Annotated in this window: 13 protein-coding genes; 12 read left to right on the top strand and 1 reads right to left on the bottom strand. The window is 61.1% G+C overall.

Features of this window, described 5'->3' with window-relative positions; genetic code table 11:
• Window positions 1-57 precede the first annotated feature (57 nt).
• The 12 genes from arcD (at window position 58) to PLD_RS07660 (ending at window position 14,720) form a co-directional block, all read left to right on the top strand.
• Window positions 58-1,485, top strand: coding sequence for an arginine-ornithine antiporter (gene arcD, locus PLD_RS07715; protein WP_159891397.1), 1,428 nt, complete (start codon window positions 58-60; stop codon window positions 1,483-1,485).
• A gap of 52 nt (window positions 1,486-1,537) precedes the next feature.
• A complete protein-coding gene (gene arcA / locus PLD_RS07710) occupies window positions 1,538-2,794 on the top strand; it encodes an arginine deiminase (protein WP_159891395.1) in 1,257 nt (418 codons plus the stop codon).
• 208 nt (window positions 2,795-3,002) lie between these two features.
• A complete protein-coding gene (locus PLD_RS07705; protein ID WP_159891393.1) occupies window positions 3,003-4,013 on the top strand; it encodes an ornithine carbamoyltransferase in 1,011 nt (336 codons plus the stop codon).
• 121 nt (window positions 4,014-4,134) lie between these two features.
• Window positions 4,135-5,064, top strand: coding sequence for a carbamate kinase (gene arcC, locus PLD_RS07700; protein ID WP_159891391.1), 930 nt, complete (start codon window positions 4,135-4,137; stop codon window positions 5,062-5,064).
• 72 nt (window positions 5,065-5,136) lie between these two features.
• Window positions 5,137-5,496 (top strand): DUF5064 family protein, encoded by a 360-nt coding sequence (locus PLD_RS07695; RefSeq protein ID WP_159891389.1) that lies wholly within the window; start codon window positions 5,137-5,139, stop codon window positions 5,494-5,496.
• A gap of 207 nt (window positions 5,497-5,703) precedes the next feature.
• On the top strand, window positions 5,704-7,212 hold the full coding sequence (locus PLD_RS07690) for a sigma-54-dependent transcriptional regulator (protein ID WP_159891387.1): 1,509 nt from the start codon (window positions 5,704-5,706) through the stop codon (window positions 7,210-7,212).
• Between the two features lie 418 nt (window positions 7,213-7,630).
• Entirely contained in the window at window positions 7,631-8,014 is a 384-nt protein-coding gene (gene gcvH / locus PLD_RS07685) for a glycine cleavage system protein GcvH (RefSeq protein ID WP_159891385.1), read from the top strand.
• Window positions 8,015-8,024: 10 nt separating this feature from the next.
• Window positions 8,025-10,874: an aminomethyl-transferring glycine dehydrogenase gene (gene gcvP / locus PLD_RS07680; RefSeq protein WP_159891383.1), complete on the top strand. Its 2,850-nt coding sequence runs from the start codon at window positions 8,025-8,027 to the stop codon at window positions 10,872-10,874.
• A gap of 114 nt (window positions 10,875-10,988) precedes the next feature.
• The gene (locus tag PLD_RS07675) at window positions 10,989-12,365 is read left to right on the top strand and encodes an L-serine ammonia-lyase (RefSeq protein ID WP_159891381.1); all 1,377 of its coding nucleotides are present in this window, start codon (window positions 10,989-10,991) and stop codon (window positions 12,363-12,365) included.
• A gap of 40 nt (window positions 12,366-12,405) precedes the next feature.
• Entirely contained in the window at window positions 12,406-13,530 is a 1,125-nt protein-coding gene (gene gcvT / locus PLD_RS07670; RefSeq protein ID WP_159891379.1) for a glycine cleavage system aminomethyltransferase GcvT, read from the top strand.
• A gap of 392 nt (window positions 13,531-13,922) precedes the next feature.
• Entirely contained in the window at window positions 13,923-14,135 is a 213-nt protein-coding gene (locus tag PLD_RS07665) for a cold-shock protein (protein ID WP_007977299.1), read from the top strand.
• 96 nt (window positions 14,136-14,231) lie between these two features.
• Window positions 14,232-14,720, top strand: coding sequence for an RDD family protein (locus PLD_RS07660; RefSeq protein WP_159891377.1), 489 nt, complete (start codon window positions 14,232-14,234; stop codon window positions 14,718-14,720).
• Between the two features lie 62 nt (window positions 14,721-14,782).
• Here the strand turns inward: PLD_RS07660 and nadA are convergent, their stop codons facing one another.
• Entirely contained in the window at window positions 14,783-15,841 is a 1,059-nt protein-coding gene (gene nadA / locus PLD_RS07655) for a quinolinate synthase NadA (RefSeq protein WP_159891375.1), read from the bottom strand.
• Window positions 15,842-15,844: the final 3 nt, after the last annotated feature.

The raw sequence follows: 15,844 nt of genomic DNA, 5'->3' as shown, positions 1-15,844 counted from the left end.
TTGGATTGCCAGCAGATTTACGCTGTCGTCTCTCTTCTCCTGCACTGGAGTCATGCAATGTCTGAATCCCCCGGAAAACTAAGACTGGGCGCATTAGTCGCCTTGGTAGTGGGTTCCATGATTGGTGGCGGAATCTTTTCTTTACCACAAAACATGGCAGCCAGCGCCGATGTTGGTGCAGTTCTTATTGGTTGGGCGATTACCGCCGTCGGCATGTTGACCCTGGCATTCGTCTTTCAAACCCTGGCCAATCGCAAGCCTGATCTGGACGGCGGTGTCTACGCTTATGCCAAGGCTGGATTCGGCGACTACATGGGTTTTTCGTCGGCCTGGGGTTACTGGATCAGCGCCTGGCTGGGCAACGTCGGCTACTTCGTGCTGCTGTTCAGCACCCTGGGTTACTTCTTCCCGATCTTCGGCGAAGGCAACACTCCCGCGGCGGTGATCGGTGCCTCGGTGCTGCTCTGGGCCGTGCACTTTCTAGTGCTGCGGGGCATCAAGGAAGCAGCGTTCATCAACCTGGTAACCACCGTGGCCAAGGTGGTGCCGCTGGTGTTGTTCGTGCTGATCGCGCTGTTCGCCTTCAAGCTCGACATCTTCACCGCCGACATCTGGGGCCTGAAGAACCCGGACCTGGGCAGCGTAATGAACCAGGTGCGCAACATGATGCTGGTCACCGTCTGGGTGTTCATCGGCATCGAGGGCGCGAGCATCTTCTCTTCCCGGGCGGAAAAACGCTCAGACGTGGGTAAAGCCACTGTCATCGGCTTTATCACCGTGCTGCTGTTTTTGGTGCTGGTAAACGTGCTGTCCCTGGGGATCATGACCCAGCCGGAACTGGCCAAGCTGCAGAACCCGTCCATGGCTGCCGTGCTGGAGCATGTGGTGGGCCACTGGGGCGCGGTGCTGATCAGCGTCGGCCTGATCATCTCGCTGCTGGGGGCGCTGCTGTCGTGGGTGCTGCTGTGTGCGGAGATCATGTTCGCCGCGGCCAAGGACCACACCATGCCGGAGTTCCTGCGCCGCGAGAACGCCAACCACGTGCCGGCCAACGCCCTGTGGCTGACCAACGCCATGGTGCAGATCTTCCTGGTCATCACTCTGTTCTCGGCCAGCACCTACCTGTCGCTGATCTACCTCGCCACCTCGATGATCCTGGTGCCCTATCTGTGGTCCGCGGCCTACGCGGTGCTGCTGGCGGTGCGCGGCGAAAGCTACGAACAGGCCCTGGCCGAGCGCAAGAAGGACCTGATCATCGGTGGCATTGCCCTGTTCTACGCGATCTGGCTGCTGTACGCCGGCGGGGTCAAGTACCTGCTGCTCTCGGCCCTGCTCTACGCCCCCGGCGTGGTGCTGTTCGCCAAGGCCAAGATGGAACTGCACAAACCGATTTTTACCAACGTCGAGAAGCTGATTTTTGCCGCGGTGGTCATAGGAGCCCTGGTGGCCGCCTACGGACTCTACGACGGCTTCCTGACCTTGTAGCACCGCCTTTCAAGCAACACCCCGATTGTTTTGTCTCTGGAGGATCACAGTAATGACCACGGAAAAAGTTAAGTACGGCGTCCATTCCGAAGCCGGCAAACTGCGCAAAGTCATGGTTTGCTCCCCAGGCCTGGCCCATCAGCGGCTGACCCCGAACAACTGCGACGAACTGCTGTTCGATGATGTGCTGTGGGTGGCCCAGGCCAAACGCGACCACTTCGACTTCGTCACCAAGATGCGCGAGCGGGACATCGATGTGCTGGAAATGCACAACCTGCTGACCGACATCGTCGCCATCCCCGAAGCCCTGGAGTGGATTCTGGAGCGCAAGATCACCGCCAATCAGGTCGGCCTGGGCCTGGTCCATGAAGTCGGTTCGTGGCTGCGCAGCCTGGAACCACGCAAGGTGGCCGAATTTCTCATCGGCGGGGTGTCGGCCGACGACCTGCCCAGCAGCTTCGGCGGCAAGACCATCGAGATGTTCCGCGATTTTCTCGGCCACTCCAGCTTCATCCTGCCGCCACTGCCCAACACCCAGTTCACCCGCGACACCACCTGCTGGATCTACGGCGGCGTGACCTTGAACCCGATGTACTGGCCGGCGCGACGCCAGGAAACCCTGCTGGCCACGGCCATCTACAAGTTCCACCCCGAGTTCACCCACGCCGACTTCCAGGTCTGGTACGGCGACCCGGACCTGGAACACGGCAACGCTACCCTGGAAGGGGGTGACGTGATGCCCATCGGCAACGGCGTGGTGCTGATCGGCATGGGCGAGCGCTCCTCGCGTCAGGCGATCGGCCAACTGGCACTGAACCTGTTCAAGCACAAGGCCGTGGAACGCGTGATCGTCGCCGGCCTACCGAAATCCCGCGCGGCCATGCACCTGGACACCGTGTTCAGCTTCTGCGACCGCGACCTGGTCACGGTCTTCCCGGAAGTGGTGAGCCAGATCGTCGCCTTCAGCCTGCGCCCTGACGAAAGCAAGCCCGGCGGCATCGACGTGCGCCGTGAGGAATCCAGCTTCCTCGACACCGTGGCCAAGGCCCTCAACCTCAAGGCCCTGCGCGTGGTGGAAACCGGCGGCAACAGCTTCGCCGCCGAGCGCGAGCAATGGGACGACGGCAACAACGTGGTGGCCTTGGAGCCGGGCGTGGTCATCGGCTACGACCGCAACACCTACACCAACACCCTGCTGCGCAAGGCCGGGGTCGAAGTCATCACCATCAGCGCCAGCGAACTGGGCCGCGGTCGTGGCGGCGGCCACTGCATGACCTGCCCGATCATCCGCGACCCGATCGACTACTAAGCCCTTCAACTTAATTTGACTTACCACAAACCGACGCTGTGAGCGCGCAGCGAGCACAGGAAAGACAAGGCAAAAACAGGCGAGGAAAGGCCGGGTTCGACTCTACCGGCTGTCAATGAGCATTGCGCTCGGACTCGTGCACGAGCCTGTTTTTAAACCAGTATTTCCAAGCGCAGTCGCTTTCACAGTGTCGGCGAGGAGAATCACCATGGCGTTCAATATCCACAACCGTAACCTGCTGAGCCTGGAACACCACACCCCACGCGAGCTGCGCTACCTGCTGGACCTGTCCCGCGACCTCAAGCGCGCCAAGTACACCGGCACCGAGCAGCAGCACCTCAAGGGCAACAACATCGCGCTGATCTTCGAAAAAACCTCGACCCGCACTCGCTGCGCCTTCGAAGTAGCGGCCTATGACCAGGGCGCCAACGTCACCTACATCGACCCCAACTCCTCGCAGATCGGCCACAAGGAAAGCATGAAGGACACCGCTCGGGTGCTGGGGCGCATGTACGACGCCATCGAGTACCGCGGCTTCAAACAGGAAATCGTCGAAGAGTTGGCCAAGTTTGCAGGCGTTCCAGTGTTCAACGGCCTGACCGATGAATACCACCCGACCCAGATGATCGCCGACGTGCTGACCATGCGTGAGCATGCCGACAAGCCGATTCACGACATCAGCTACGCCTACCTGGGTGACGCCCGCAACAACATGGGCAACTCGCTGTTGCTGGTGGGCGCCAAGCTCGGCATGGACGTGCGCATCTGCGCCCCCAAAGCGCTGTGGCCCCATGACGACTTGGTGCAGCGTTGCCAGCAATACGCCGAGGAAAGCGGTGCCCGCATCACCCTTACCGAAGACCCGAACGCCGCGGTCAAGGGCGTGGACTTCATCCACACCGACGTCTGGGTGTCCATGGGCGAGCCGGTGGAAGCCTGGGCCGAGCGCATCGAGCAACTGCTGCCGTACCAGGTCAACGCCCAACTGATGAAAGCCACCGGCAACCCTCGAACCAAATTCATGCACTGCCTGCCGGCGTTCCACAACAGCGACACCAAGGTGGGCAAGCAGATCGCCGAGCAGTATCCGCACCTGGCCAACGGCATCGAAGTCACCGACGACGTGTTCGAGTCCCCGGCCTGCATTGCCTTCGAGCAAGCGGAAAATCGCATGCACACCATCAAGGCGATCCTGGTTTCGACCCTGGCCGACCTCTAACCCGCCTCCCCTATGGGAACTGGCTTGCCAGCGAAGAACGATGACGCGGATCAGTTGCTGGTCCGCTGCCGCCGATTCGCCGGCAAGCCAGCTCCTACAGGGCCTCTAGAAGGATTGCACTATGCGTATCGTCGTTGCACTGGGTGGCAACGCCCTGCTCCGCCGTGGTGAACCCATGACTGCGGACAACCAGCGCGCCAACATCCGCATCGCCACCGAACAAATCGCCAAGATCCATCCCGGCAACCAGTTGGTGATCGCCCATGGCAATGGCCCGCAAGTGGGCCTGTTGTCGCTGCAGGCCGCCGCTTACACCCAGGTTTCGCCCTACCCGCTGGACGTGCTTGGCGCCGAGACCGAAGGCATGATCGGCTACATCATCGAGCAGGAACTGGGCAACCTGCTGGACTTCGAGGTGCCTTTCGCCACCTTGCTGACCCAAGTGGAAGTGGATGCCAAGGACCCGGCGTTCAACAACCCGACCAAACCCATCGGCCCGGTCTACAGCCAGGAGGAAGCCGAGAAACTGGCCAAGGAGAAAGGCTGGACGATTGCACCGGACGGCGACAAGTACCGCCGGGTGGTGGCCAGCCCCAAGCCCAAGCGCATCTTCGAGATCCGCCCGATCAAGTGGCTGCTGGAAAAGAGCAGCATCGTGATCTGCGCTGGCGGCGGCGGCATTCCGACGATGTACGGTGAGGACGGCAAGCTCAAGGGCATTGAAGCGGTGATCGACAAGGACCTGTGTTCGGCGCTGCTGGCCGAGCAACTGGAAGCCGATCTGCTGGTGATCGCCACCGACGTCAGCGCGGCCTTCATCGACTTCGGTAAACCGACACAGAAAGCCATCGCCCAGTCCCACCCGGACGAGATGGAGAAGCTGGGCTTTGCCGCCGGCTCCATGGGGCCCAAGGTCCAGGCAGCCTGCGACTTTGCCCGGCGCACTGGCAAAGTCGCAGTGATCGGTTCACTCTCGGACATCGAAGCGATTGTCCAGGGCACAGCCGGCACCCGCATCAGCACCGCCACCTCCGGCATGAGCTACCTATAAGACGCTTGCAGTGAAACCTCGGGGCAGGCCCGGCGCCTGCCCATATTTCTAAGCCTTGGAGGAGAAACGCCTATGGCCATGTTTGAGCCCGGTCACTTGCACATCGAGCGCCATGCGCTGAACAAGGACGACTTCAGCTACAACCTGTGCATCGACTATGAGTTGGCCCAGGACCCTAAAGAGGGTCAGGGCATGCTGTTCACCCTGCACGGCACCATCGAAGAAAAGTCCTTGAAGGAGCAGTTCTTCCTGGCCAAGGACCTGGCCTTCGACTTCGCCCGTCACGCCACCCGCATTGCCCAACAGTACGGCCTGCCCAAGAGCGCCAATATCGCCTCCCTGCACAAGTACTACGATGAAATGTTCGAAGATGTGCGCAAACAGCTGCACGTCAAGCCCGGCGACCCGATAAACCCCGAACACCTGGCATAACCCGCCCGAGGGGCTTACCGTGACGAGAAAGCAGGCGCCCGCCAAGCCCAGTCCCGCCATCCGGCGCCAGCGACACATCACCTGCCGGTGTTGCCGATGAACGCAAGCAAGCCCCTCCCCACGTTGGCCTGAGTCCTCGAATTTCACCTTCCCGCTCCCCCAAGGCATACTGGCCACCCTTCGTGCCCCAGAACCCTCTGTCGCCCCATGCGTATCCACGTCAGCTTCATCGACCGCGTTGGCATTACCCAGGAAGTCCTGGCCCTGCTGGGCGGACGCAATCTCAACCTGGATGCGGTGGAAATGGTTCCCCCCAACGTCTACATCGACGCTCCGACCCTGAGTCCTCAGGTGCTGGAAGAGTTGCGCGATGCACTGTTCAGCGTGCGCGGCGTGCAAACGGTGACGGTAGTCGACATCCTTCCCGGCCAGCGACGCCACCTGCAACTGGATGCCTTGCTGGCGGCCATGACCGATCCGGTACTGGCCCTGGACAGTGCCGGCAAGGTATTGCTGGCCAACCCGGCGCTGATCGCCCTGTATGGTCGTGAACCGGCGGGAGAAAGCGTGGCCGAACTGTTTGCCGATGCCGCGCTGCTGGAGGCCCTGCTGGAAAACGGCTTTCGCCTGCCACTGCGGGAAATCATGGTCAACGGCCAGACCCTCCTACTGGACGCCACGCCCATTACCGATGCCGGCGCGCTGCTGACCCTGTACCAACCCAACCGCATCGGCGAGCGACTCTCGGCGCTGCACCACGATCACGCCGAAGGCTTCGATGCGCTGCTCGGCGAATCCCCGACAATTCGCACGCTCAAGGCCCGGGCCCAACGGGTCGCGGCCCTGGACGCCCCGCTGTTGATCCAGGGTGAAACCGGCACCGGCAAGGAGCTGGTGGCCCGCGCCTGTCACGCCATCAGTGCCCGGCACAGCGCGCCGTTTCTGGCGCTGAACTGCGCAGCCCTGCCGGAAAACCTCGCCGAGAGCGAACTGTTCGGCTACGCCCCCGGAGCCTTCACCGGTGCCCAGCGCGGCGGCAAGCCGGGGCTGATGGAACTGGCCAACCAGGGCACGGTATTTCTCGATGAAATTGGCGAGATGTCGCCTTACCTGCAAGCCAAGCTGTTGCGCTTTCTCAACGACGGCAGCTTTCGCCGGGTCGGTGGTGATCGGGAGATCAAGGTCAATGTGCGCATCCTCAGCGCCACCCACCGCGACCTGGAGAAAATGGTCGGCGAAGGCAGCTTTCGCGAAGACCTGTTCTACCGCCTCAACGTCCTGAATGTCGAAGTGCCGCCGCTGCGCGAGCGCGGCCAGGACATCCTGCTGCTGGCCCGCTACTTCATGCAACAAGCCTGCGCGCAGATCCAGCGCCCGGTGTGTCGCCTGACCCCGGGCACCTACCCGGCGCTGCTGAGCAACCGCTGGCCGGGCAACGTGCGCCAGTTGCAGAACGTGATCTTTCGCGCGGCGGCCATTTGCGAAAGCAACCTGGTGGACATCGGCGATCTGGACATCGCCGGCACCTCGGTGGCACGGCAGAACGACGCCGAAGTCGAAAGCCTGGAGCAAGCGGTGGAAGCTTTCGAGAGAGAGCTGCTGGAAACCCTCTACGTCAACTATCCCTCGACCCGGCAACTGGCCAGCCGCCTGCAGACCTCCCACACCGCCATCGCCCATCGCCTGCGCAAGTACGGCATTCCCAACAAGGCCTGACCGGCTCCCCTGGGAGCCGGCTGGTCGGCGAAAGGCTGCCTGAGCCTGGCGCGGCCCTTGCGGGCACCTTCGCTGGCAAGTCAACGCCACCCAAGCCTGAACTCCGCGCCGCGTCTAGCGTTCTGGAAGCGACCTGCAACTGTACTGAAAGCGCTACAGCGGAACGATTTCGCTACACCACCTTGTAATCGCTGCCGTGCAAGGCTTTGATCCTCAAAGCCTTTTCTCCACGCCGCCAGCTGTAGCGATTTCGCTACACCGGAATACAAAAGCCCTCTAGCTAAAATACTTAACTAATTGATTTTAAAGGATTAAATATTTATTGGCCGCGTTCTTGCTATGGGTATTGCCATCCGGCTCGGCCCCGCACGAGCATTCAATCGCGTCCACCAGACGATTCTGGCCCTGAGGAGTTTCCATGAGCGAGTTGCGTTTTACTGAAGATCACGAATGGCTGCGTACCGAAGCCGATGGCAGTGTCACCGTCGGCATCACGGCTTTCGCCCAGAACGCTCTGGGCGATGTGGTGTTTGTGCAACTGCCAGAACTGCAGCGCTACGACAAAGGCGCCGAAGCCGCCACCGTGGAATCGGTGAAAGCCGCCAGCGGCGTGTACATGCCATTGGACGGCGAAGTCATCGCCACCAACCCAGCCCTGGAAGACCGTCCGGAACTGGTCAACGAAGAGCCCCTGGGCGAAGGTTGGTTCTTCCGTTTCGTGCCCGCCGATGCCGCAGCCGTCAGCCAACTGCTGGACCAAGACGCTTACGACCGCCTGATCAAAGCCAGCGCCGAAGCCTGAGGAGCCTGCCATGACCGTCAACCTGTCTACCGCCAACGAATTCATCGCGCGCCACATCGGCCCGCGACAGGGCGATGAGCAAGCCATGCTCAACCGCCTGGGCTTCGACTCCCTGGAAGCGCTGAGCGCCAGCATCATCCCCGAGAGCATCAAGGGCACCAGCGTGCTGGACCTGGGCAACGGCCAGAGCGAAGCCGATGCCCTGGCTTCGATTAAGGCCATCGCCGCCAAGAACCAATTGTTCAAGACTTACATCGGCCAGGGCTACTACAGCTGCCACACCCCTTCGCCGATCCTGCGCAACCTCTTGGAAAACCCGGCCTGGTACACCGCCTACACCCCATACCAGCCGGAAATTTCCCAGGGCCGACTGGAAGCCCTGCTGAATTTTCAGACCCTGATCAGTGACCTGACCGGTCTGCCGATCGCCAACGCCTCGCTGCTGGACGAAGGCACCGCCGCCGCTGAAGCCATGACCTTCTGCAAGCGCCTGAGCAAGAACAAAGGCAGCCACGCCTTCTTCGCATCGGTGCACTGCCACCCGCAAACCCTCGACGTACTGCGCACCCGAGCCGAGCCTCTGGGCATCAACGTAATCGTGGGCGATGAGCGCCAACTGACCGACGTGAGTCCGTTCTTCGGTGCCCTGCTGCAATACCCGGCGAGCAACGGCGATCTGTTCGACTACCGCGAACTGGCCGAACGCTTCCACGCCGCCAACGCACTGGTGGCCGTGGCCGCCGACCTGCTGGCCCTGACCCTGTTGACTCCGCCGGGCGAATTCGGCGCCGACGTGGCCATCGGCAGCGCTCAGCGCTTCGGTGTGCCACTGGGCTTCGGTGGCCCGCATGCGGCTTATTTCTCCACCAAAGATGCGTTCAAGCGCGACATGCCCGGCCGCTTGGTAGGCGTTTCGGTGGACCGTTTCGGCAAACCGGCCCTGCGCCTGGCCATGCAGACCCGCGAGCAGCACATCCGCCGCGAGAAGGCCACCAGCAACATCTGCACCGCCCAGGTGCTACTGGCCAACATTGCCAGCATGTACGCCGTGTACCACGGCCCCAAAGGCCTGATCCAGATTGCCCAGCGCATCCACCAACTGACCGCGATCCTGGCCAAGGGCCTGAAGGATCTGGGGCTGGTCGTGGAGCCGGGCAACTTCTTCGACACCCTGAGCCTGCGCACCGGTGCCGACACCGCCGCGCTGCACGACAAGGCTCATGCCCGAGGCATCAACCTGCGAGTGATCGACGCCGAGCGCCTGGGCCTGTCCCTGGACGAAACCTGCACCCAGGCCGACGTTGAAGGCCTGTGGAACCTGCTGGGCGAAGGCAAGACCGCGCCTGACTTCGATGCACTGGCCAAGACCGTATCGAGCCGCATCCCACCGGCGCTGACGCGCCAATCGGCGATCCTCAGCCACCCGGTGTTCAACCGCTATCACTCGGAAACCGAGCTGATGCGCTACCTGCGCAAATTGGCGGACAAGGACCTGGCCCTGGATCGCACCATGATCCCGCTGGGCTCCTGCACCATGAAGCTCAACGCCGCCAGCGAGATGATTCCGATCACCTGGGCCGAATTCGGTGCGCTGCACCCCTTCGCCCCAGCCGAGCAAAGCGCCGGCTACCAGCAACTGACCACGGAGCTGGAAGCGATGCTCTGCGCCGCCACCGGCTACGATGCGGTCTCCCTGCAGCCCAACGCTGGTTCCCAGGGTGAGTACGCCGGTCTGCTGGCCATTCGTGCCTATCACCAGAGCCGTGGCGACGAGCGCCGCGACATCTGCCTGATTCCCTCCTCGGCCCACGGCACCAACCCGGCCACCGCCAACATGGCCGGCATGCGTGTAGTCGTCACCGCCTGCGACGCCCGGGGCAACGTGGACATCGAAGACCTGCGGGCCAAGGCCATCGAACACCGCGAACACCTCGCCGCGCTGATGATCACCTACCCATCGACCCACGGCGTATTCGAGGAAGGCATCCGCGAAATCTGCGGCATCATCCATGACAACGGCGGCCAGGTGTACATCGACGGCGCCAATATGAACGCCATGGTCGGCCTGTGCGCACCGGGCAAGTTCGGCGGCGACGTGTCCCACCTGAACCTGCACAAGACCTTCTGCATTCCCCACGGCGGTGGCGGTCCGGGCGTCGGCCCGATTGGCGTCAAGTCGCACCTGGCACCTTTCCTGCCCGGCCATGCCGCCCTGGAAAACAAGCAAGGTGCAGTCTGTGCCGCACCGTTTGGCAGCGCCAGCATCCTGCCGATCACCTGGATGTACATCCGCATGATGGGCGGCGCCGGTCTCAAGCGTGCTTCGCAGTTGGCGATCCTCAATGCCAACTACATTTCGCGCCGCCTGGAAGAACACTATCCCGTGCTCTATACCGGCAGTAACGGCCTGGTGGCCCACGAGTGCATCCTCGACCTGCGTCCGCTGAAAGACAGCAGCGGCATCAGTGTCGATGACGTGGCCAAGCGCCTGATCGACTTTGGCTTCCACGCCCCGACCATGTCGTTCCCGGTGGCCGGCACCTTGATGATCGAGCCGACCGAAAGCGAATCCAAGGAAGAGCTGGACCGCTTCTGCGACGCCATGATCCGCATCCGCGAAGAAATCCGCGCGGTGGAAAACGGCACGTTGGACAAAGACGACAACCCGCTGAAAAACGCACCGCACACCGCGGCAGAACTGGTGGGTGAATGGTCCCACCCGTACAGCCGCGAGCAGGCCGTGTACCCAGTGGCATCGCTGATCGAAGGCAAGTACTGGCCACCGGTTGGCCGGGTCGACAACGTGTTTGGCGACCGCAATCTGGTGTGCGCCTGCCCGTCGATCGAAAGCTACGCCTAAGGCAGCCACAAGCTAGTAGCCTCAAGCTGTAAGAAAGAGCCGATCGGCCTCTGACTTGCAGCTTGTGGCGCGTGACTTGCCGCTGCCTCTATAACAAGAAACCGGAGAACCAACATGTCCCTGAGCGTGTTCGACCTGTTCAAGATTGGCATTGGCCCCTCTAGCTCCCATACCGTTGGCCCGATGCGCGCAGCCGCGCGCTTTGTCGAAGGCCTGCGTCGCGATGACCTACTGTCGGCAACCGCCTGCGTCAAGGTCGAGCTGTACGGCTCGCTGGGCGCCACCGGCAAAGGCCACGGCAGCGACAAGGCCGTCTTACTGGGTCTGGAAGGTGAACACCCGGACACCGTGAATACCGAAAACATCGCTGCTCGCCTGCAGGAAATACGCAGCAGCGCACAACTCAACCTGCTCGGTGAACACCCCATCGTGTTCAACGAGAAAGAACACTTGGCCATGATCCGCAAGCCTTTGGCCTATCACCCCAACGGCATGATCTTCCGTGCCTTCGACAGTGCCGGCCTACAGATCCGTAGCCGCGAGTACTACTCCATCGGTGGCGGATTCGTCGTCGATGAAGACGCCGCCGGTGCCGATCGCATCGTCGAGGACACCACGCCCCTGACCTTCCCGTTCAAGAACGCCAAGGAGTTGCTGCAACATTGCAGCACTTATGGCCTGTCCATCAGCCAAGTGATGCTGAGCAATGAAAGTGCCTGGCGCCCGGAAGCTGAAACCCGGGCCGGATTGCTGAAGATCTGGCAGGTCATGCAGGACTGTGTGGACGCAGGCTGTCGCAACGAAGGCATTCTGCCGGGCGGGCTCAAGGTCAAACGCCGCGCCGCCGCGCTGCATCGGCAGTTGTGCCGGCATCCGGAGGCAGCGCTGCGGGATGCACTGTCAGTGCTGGATTGGGTCAACCTGTACGCCTTGGCGGTCAACGAAGAAAACGCCAATGGCGGACGGGTGGTCACCGCGCCCACCAACGGGGCGGCCGGGATTGTTCCTGCGGTGCTGCATTACTACATGCGCTTTATTCCCGGGGCCAACGAAGACGGGGTGGTGCGTTTTCTGCTGACGGCTGCCGCCATCGGCATCCTGTACAAGGAAAATGCCTCGATCTCCGGCGCCGAAGTCGGTTGCCAGGGCGAAGTGGGCGTGGCCTGTTCGATGGCCGCCGGGGCCTTGTGCGAGGTCCTGGGTGGCAGCGTGCAACAGGTGGAGAACGCCGCGGAAATCGGCATGGAACACAACCTCGGGCTGACCTGCGACCCGATTGGCGGCCTGGTGCAGGTACCCTGCATCGAACGCAACGCCATGGGTTCGGTGAAAGCCATCAACGCGGCGCGCATGGCACTGCGCGGGGACGGGCAACACTTTGTCTCCCTGGACAAGGTCATTCGCACCATGCGCCAGACTGGCGCCGACATGAAAAGCAAATACAAGGAAACCGCCCGCGGCGGTTTGGCCGTGAACATTATCGAGTGCTGATGCCCCTGCGACACATCCGCACATTTTTCAGGAGTTGCCCATGTCCACCGAATCACTGTTGAAAACCCCGTTGCACAGCCTGCACCTGGAACTCGGCGCCCGCATGGTGCCGTTCGCCGGCTACGACATGCCGGTGCAGTACCCGCTTGGGGTGATGAAAGAGCATCAACACACCCGTGAGCACGCTGGTCTGTTCGATGTGTCTCACATGGGTCAGATCCGCCTGAGCGGCGCCAATGCCGCCAGGGCTTTGGAAAGCCTGGTACCGGTGGACATCATCGACCTTCCGGTGGGCATGCAACGCTACGCGATGTTCACCAACGAGCAAGGGGGCATCCTCGACGACCTGATGGTCGCCAACCTGGGCGACGGGCAACTGTTCCTGGTGGTCAACGCCGCCTGCAAGGAGCAGGACCTGGCCCATCTGCGCCAGTACATCGGCGATCAATGCGATATCCACCCCCTGTTCGAAGAGCGCGCACTGCTCGCACTGCAAGGTCCGTCAGCCGTCACCGTACTGGCGCGCCTGGCGCCAGCGGTCACGCAGATGACCTTCATGCAGTTCAAACCACTGTCGGTGCTGGGCGTGGACTGTTTTGTCAGCCGTTCGGGCTACACCGGCGAGGACGGCTTCGAAATTTCGGTCCCGGCAGACCAGGCAGAAAAACTCGCTCGCGCTCTGCTGGCTGAACCGGAAGTCGCAGCCATCGGCCTCGGTGCCCGCGACTCCCTGCGTCTGGAAGCCGGTCTGTGCCTGTATGGCCATGACATGAACAGCGACACCACGCCCATTCAGGCCAGCCTGTTGTGGGCCATCTCCAAGGTACGTCGCGCGGATGGTGCGCGCGCGGGTGGCTTCCCCGGTGCCGAAGTGATCTTTGCCCAACAACAAGGCGGCGTCAGTCGCAAACGTGTCGGCCTGCTGCCCCAAGAGCGCACACCGGTACGTGAAGGCGCGGAGATCGTCGACGCTGAAGGCAAGATCATCGGCAGCGTCTGCAGCGGCGGCTTTGGTCCGACCCTTGGCGGTCCATTGGCCATGGGTTACCTCGATGTACAGCACAGCGCACTTGATACGCCAGTTGCTGCAATAGTTCGTGGGAAAAAGGTGCAAATGCTTGTAAGCAAAATGCCATTTGTAGCCCAACGCTACTATCGTGGCTAAAGGACTGTTTCTATAAGTAACGCGGTTGCGTTAAAAGTGCACTAATCTGTAACGCAACCGCCATAAAACAGTGCATGTCTTCGATACTGAAACTCACTAATAACCCGCGACAACAATTGAACAAGTCTATCGAATAAGCCCTGCGCGCTAGTTCCGCCAAACCTCGATAAGCTGAGTAAAGCCGGGGTTTCGCAGGGCTTGTTTTTTCTCCCATAGTTGGCGTAGAGTTTCCCCACTGTGTTTGCATGGGTCGCTTGGAATCGTGACCTGGGCAGTAGCTAACAAGTTTGCTACAACCCGTTCGACGTCTCTTACTTTCCTGCAACCCAGCCCAGTACTCTTTCATCAGGAAGAGACTGTCATTAATTTTTTAGCGTCAAAGGAAATAAGAAATGTCCCAACGTCAGAGCGGTACCGTCAAGTGGTTTAACGACGAGAAAGGTTTTGGTTTTATCACTCCAGAAAGCGGTCCGGATCTGTTCGTACACTTCCGCGCTATTCAGGGCAACGGCTTCAAGAGCCTGAAAGAAGGCCAAAAAGTGACCTTCATCGCTGTGCAAGGCCAGAAAGGCATGCAGGCTGACGAAGTACAAGCAGAAGCTTAATCGTCTGTAACGAAAAAGCCCCTGATGCTGACATCAGGGGCTTTTTTGTGCGCGCAATTCCGTAAAATGGCTTCTTTTTTCAGTCGAGAGCCTGTCATGTCGAAACACCTGCTAAGCCCCCAAGGCGATTTCCCCGCCGTTGGCCTGGGACGCCGCCTGGCAGCAATGTTCTATGATTTTCTGCTGTGCGTCGCCCTGCTGATCGTCACAGGCGGCCTCTACAAACTGATTCAGATGCAGATCCTCGGCGAAGCGCGGATGCGTACCTTGACCGAATCCGGGGCTCTGGATGGCGACCCGCTGTACTCCACCGTCCTGCTGTTCGTTCTATTTGGTTTCTTCGCCAAGTTCTGGACCCACTCCGGACAGACCTTGGGCATGCAGGTGTGGGGCATTCGGGTGCAGAACGCCGATGGCAGCCGCATCAGCCTGTGGCAGGCGCTGCTACGCTTCATGGTGTCCATCGCGTCCTGGCTGTGCGCCGGCCTGGGCTTCATCTGGGTGCTGGTGGACAAACAAAAACGCAGCTGGCACGACATTTACTCCAATACTCAACTAGTACGCATTCCCAAGCAGAAGAAGTAACACGCCACACACAAAAATGCCCCGACAGATCGGGGCGTTTTTCGTTACGCGAGATAAGCAACTCAGGCGTTACCCGCCAGCTTCATCCGCGCCGCCTGTGTGAAATCCAGCATGCGCTTAAGAGGGCGAATCGCATTGGGGATCAATGCCGGATCAACACTGATCTCGTTGCTGCCCTGCTGCAGACAATGCAACGTGCGCTCCAGTGTGTTCATGGCCATCCATGGGCAGTGGGCACAACTGCGGCACGCGGCGCCGTTACCGGCCGTAGGTGCTTCAATGAAGACCTTGTCCGGGCACAACTGCTGCATCTTGTAGAAAATGCCGCGGTCGGTAGCAACGATGAAAGTCTTGTTCGGTAGACGTTGCGCGGCGGCAATCAGTTGACTGGTGGAGCCGACCGCGTCTGCCAGCTCGATCACCGCACTGGGGGACTCAGGGTGCACCAGGATTGCCGCATCCGGGTACAAAGCCTTCATGTCTTCCAGTTGCTTGGACTTGAACTCCTCATGGACGATGCAGGCACCGTCCCAGAGCAGCATGTCGGCCCCGGTCTGGCGCTGGATGTAGGTGCCCAGGTGCTTGTCCGGTCCCCAGATGATCTTCTCGCCGTTATCCATCAGGCTTTCAACGATCTCCAGGGCACAACTGGAAGTGACCACCCAGTCGGCACGGGCTTTGACCGCCGCCGAAGTATTGGCATAAACCACTACGGTGCGCTCGGGGTGCTGATCGCAGAAGGCCGAGAACTCGTCCACCGGGCAACCCAGATCGAGCGAGCAAGTGGCCTCCAGCGTCGGCATCAGCACGCGTTTTTCAGGGTTGAGAATCTTCGCCGTTTCACCCATGAAGCGGACGCCGGCGACCACCACGGTCTTGGCCGGATGGGCATTGCCAAAACGGGCCATTTCCAGGGAGTCGGAAACACAGCCACCGGTTTCTTCGGCCAGGGCCTGAATCACCGGATCACAATAGAAATGCGCAACCAGCACCGCGTCTTGAGCCTTGAGCTCGGCGGCGATGGCGGCACGGAAATGGGCCTCTTGCTCAGCACTCAAGGGTTTGGGCTGTTTGGCGTCGAGGTGGGCTTGAACCAGAAGGCGTTCGGAAATTTGCGTCATGTT

The organism is Pseudomonas sp. LD120 (genome assembly GCF_009861525.1).
Classification (GTDB): Bacteria; Pseudomonadota; Gammaproteobacteria; order Pseudomonadales; family Pseudomonadaceae; genus Aquipseudomonas.
This window is presented reverse-complemented; position numbering and strand designations above follow the sequence as displayed.

Excerpts from the sequence above, each read along its gene's own strand:
- PLD_RS07690 (WP_159891387.1), top strand. The coding sequence starts at position 5,704 with ATGCGTATCCACGTCAGCTTCATCGACCGCGTTGGCATTACCCAGGAA.
- PLD_RS07675 (WP_159891381.1), top strand. The coding sequence starts at position 10,989 with ATGTCCCTGAGCGTGTTCGACCTGTTCAAGATTGGCATTGGCCCCTCT.
- PLD_RS07705 (WP_159891393.1), top strand. The coding sequence starts at position 3,003 with ATGGCGTTCAATATCCACAACCGTAACCTGCTGAGCCTGGAACACCAC.
- PLD_RS07660 (WP_159891377.1), top strand. The coding sequence starts at position 14,232 with ATGTCGAAACACCTGCTAAGCCCCCAAGGCGATTTCCCCGCCGTTGGC.
- PLD_RS07665 (WP_007977299.1), top strand. The coding sequence starts at position 13,923 with ATGTCCCAACGTCAGAGCGGTACCGTCAAGTGGTTTAACGACGAGAAA.
- gcvP (WP_159891383.1), top strand. The coding sequence starts at position 8,025 with ATGACCGTCAACCTGTCTACCGCCAACGAATTCATCGCGCGCCACATC.
- arcD (WP_159891397.1), top strand. The coding sequence starts at position 58 with ATGTCTGAATCCCCCGGAAAACTAAGACTGGGCGCATTAGTCGCCTTG.
- gcvH (WP_159891385.1), top strand. The coding sequence starts at position 7,631 with ATGAGCGAGTTGCGTTTTACTGAAGATCACGAATGGCTGCGTACCGAA.
- gcvT (WP_159891379.1), top strand. The coding sequence starts at position 12,406 with ATGTCCACCGAATCACTGTTGAAAACCCCGTTGCACAGCCTGCACCTG.
- arcA (WP_159891395.1), top strand. The coding sequence starts at position 1,538 with ATGACCACGGAAAAAGTTAAGTACGGCGTCCATTCCGAAGCCGGCAAA.
- PLD_RS07695 (WP_159891389.1), top strand. The coding sequence starts at position 5,137 with ATGGCCATGTTTGAGCCCGGTCACTTGCACATCGAGCGCCATGCGCTG.
- arcC (WP_159891391.1), top strand. The coding sequence starts at position 4,135 with ATGCGTATCGTCGTTGCACTGGGTGGCAACGCCCTGCTCCGCCGTGGT.
- nadA (WP_159891375.1), bottom strand. The coding sequence starts at position 15,841 with ATGACGCAAATTTCCGAACGCCTTCTGGTTCAAGCCCACCTCGACGCC.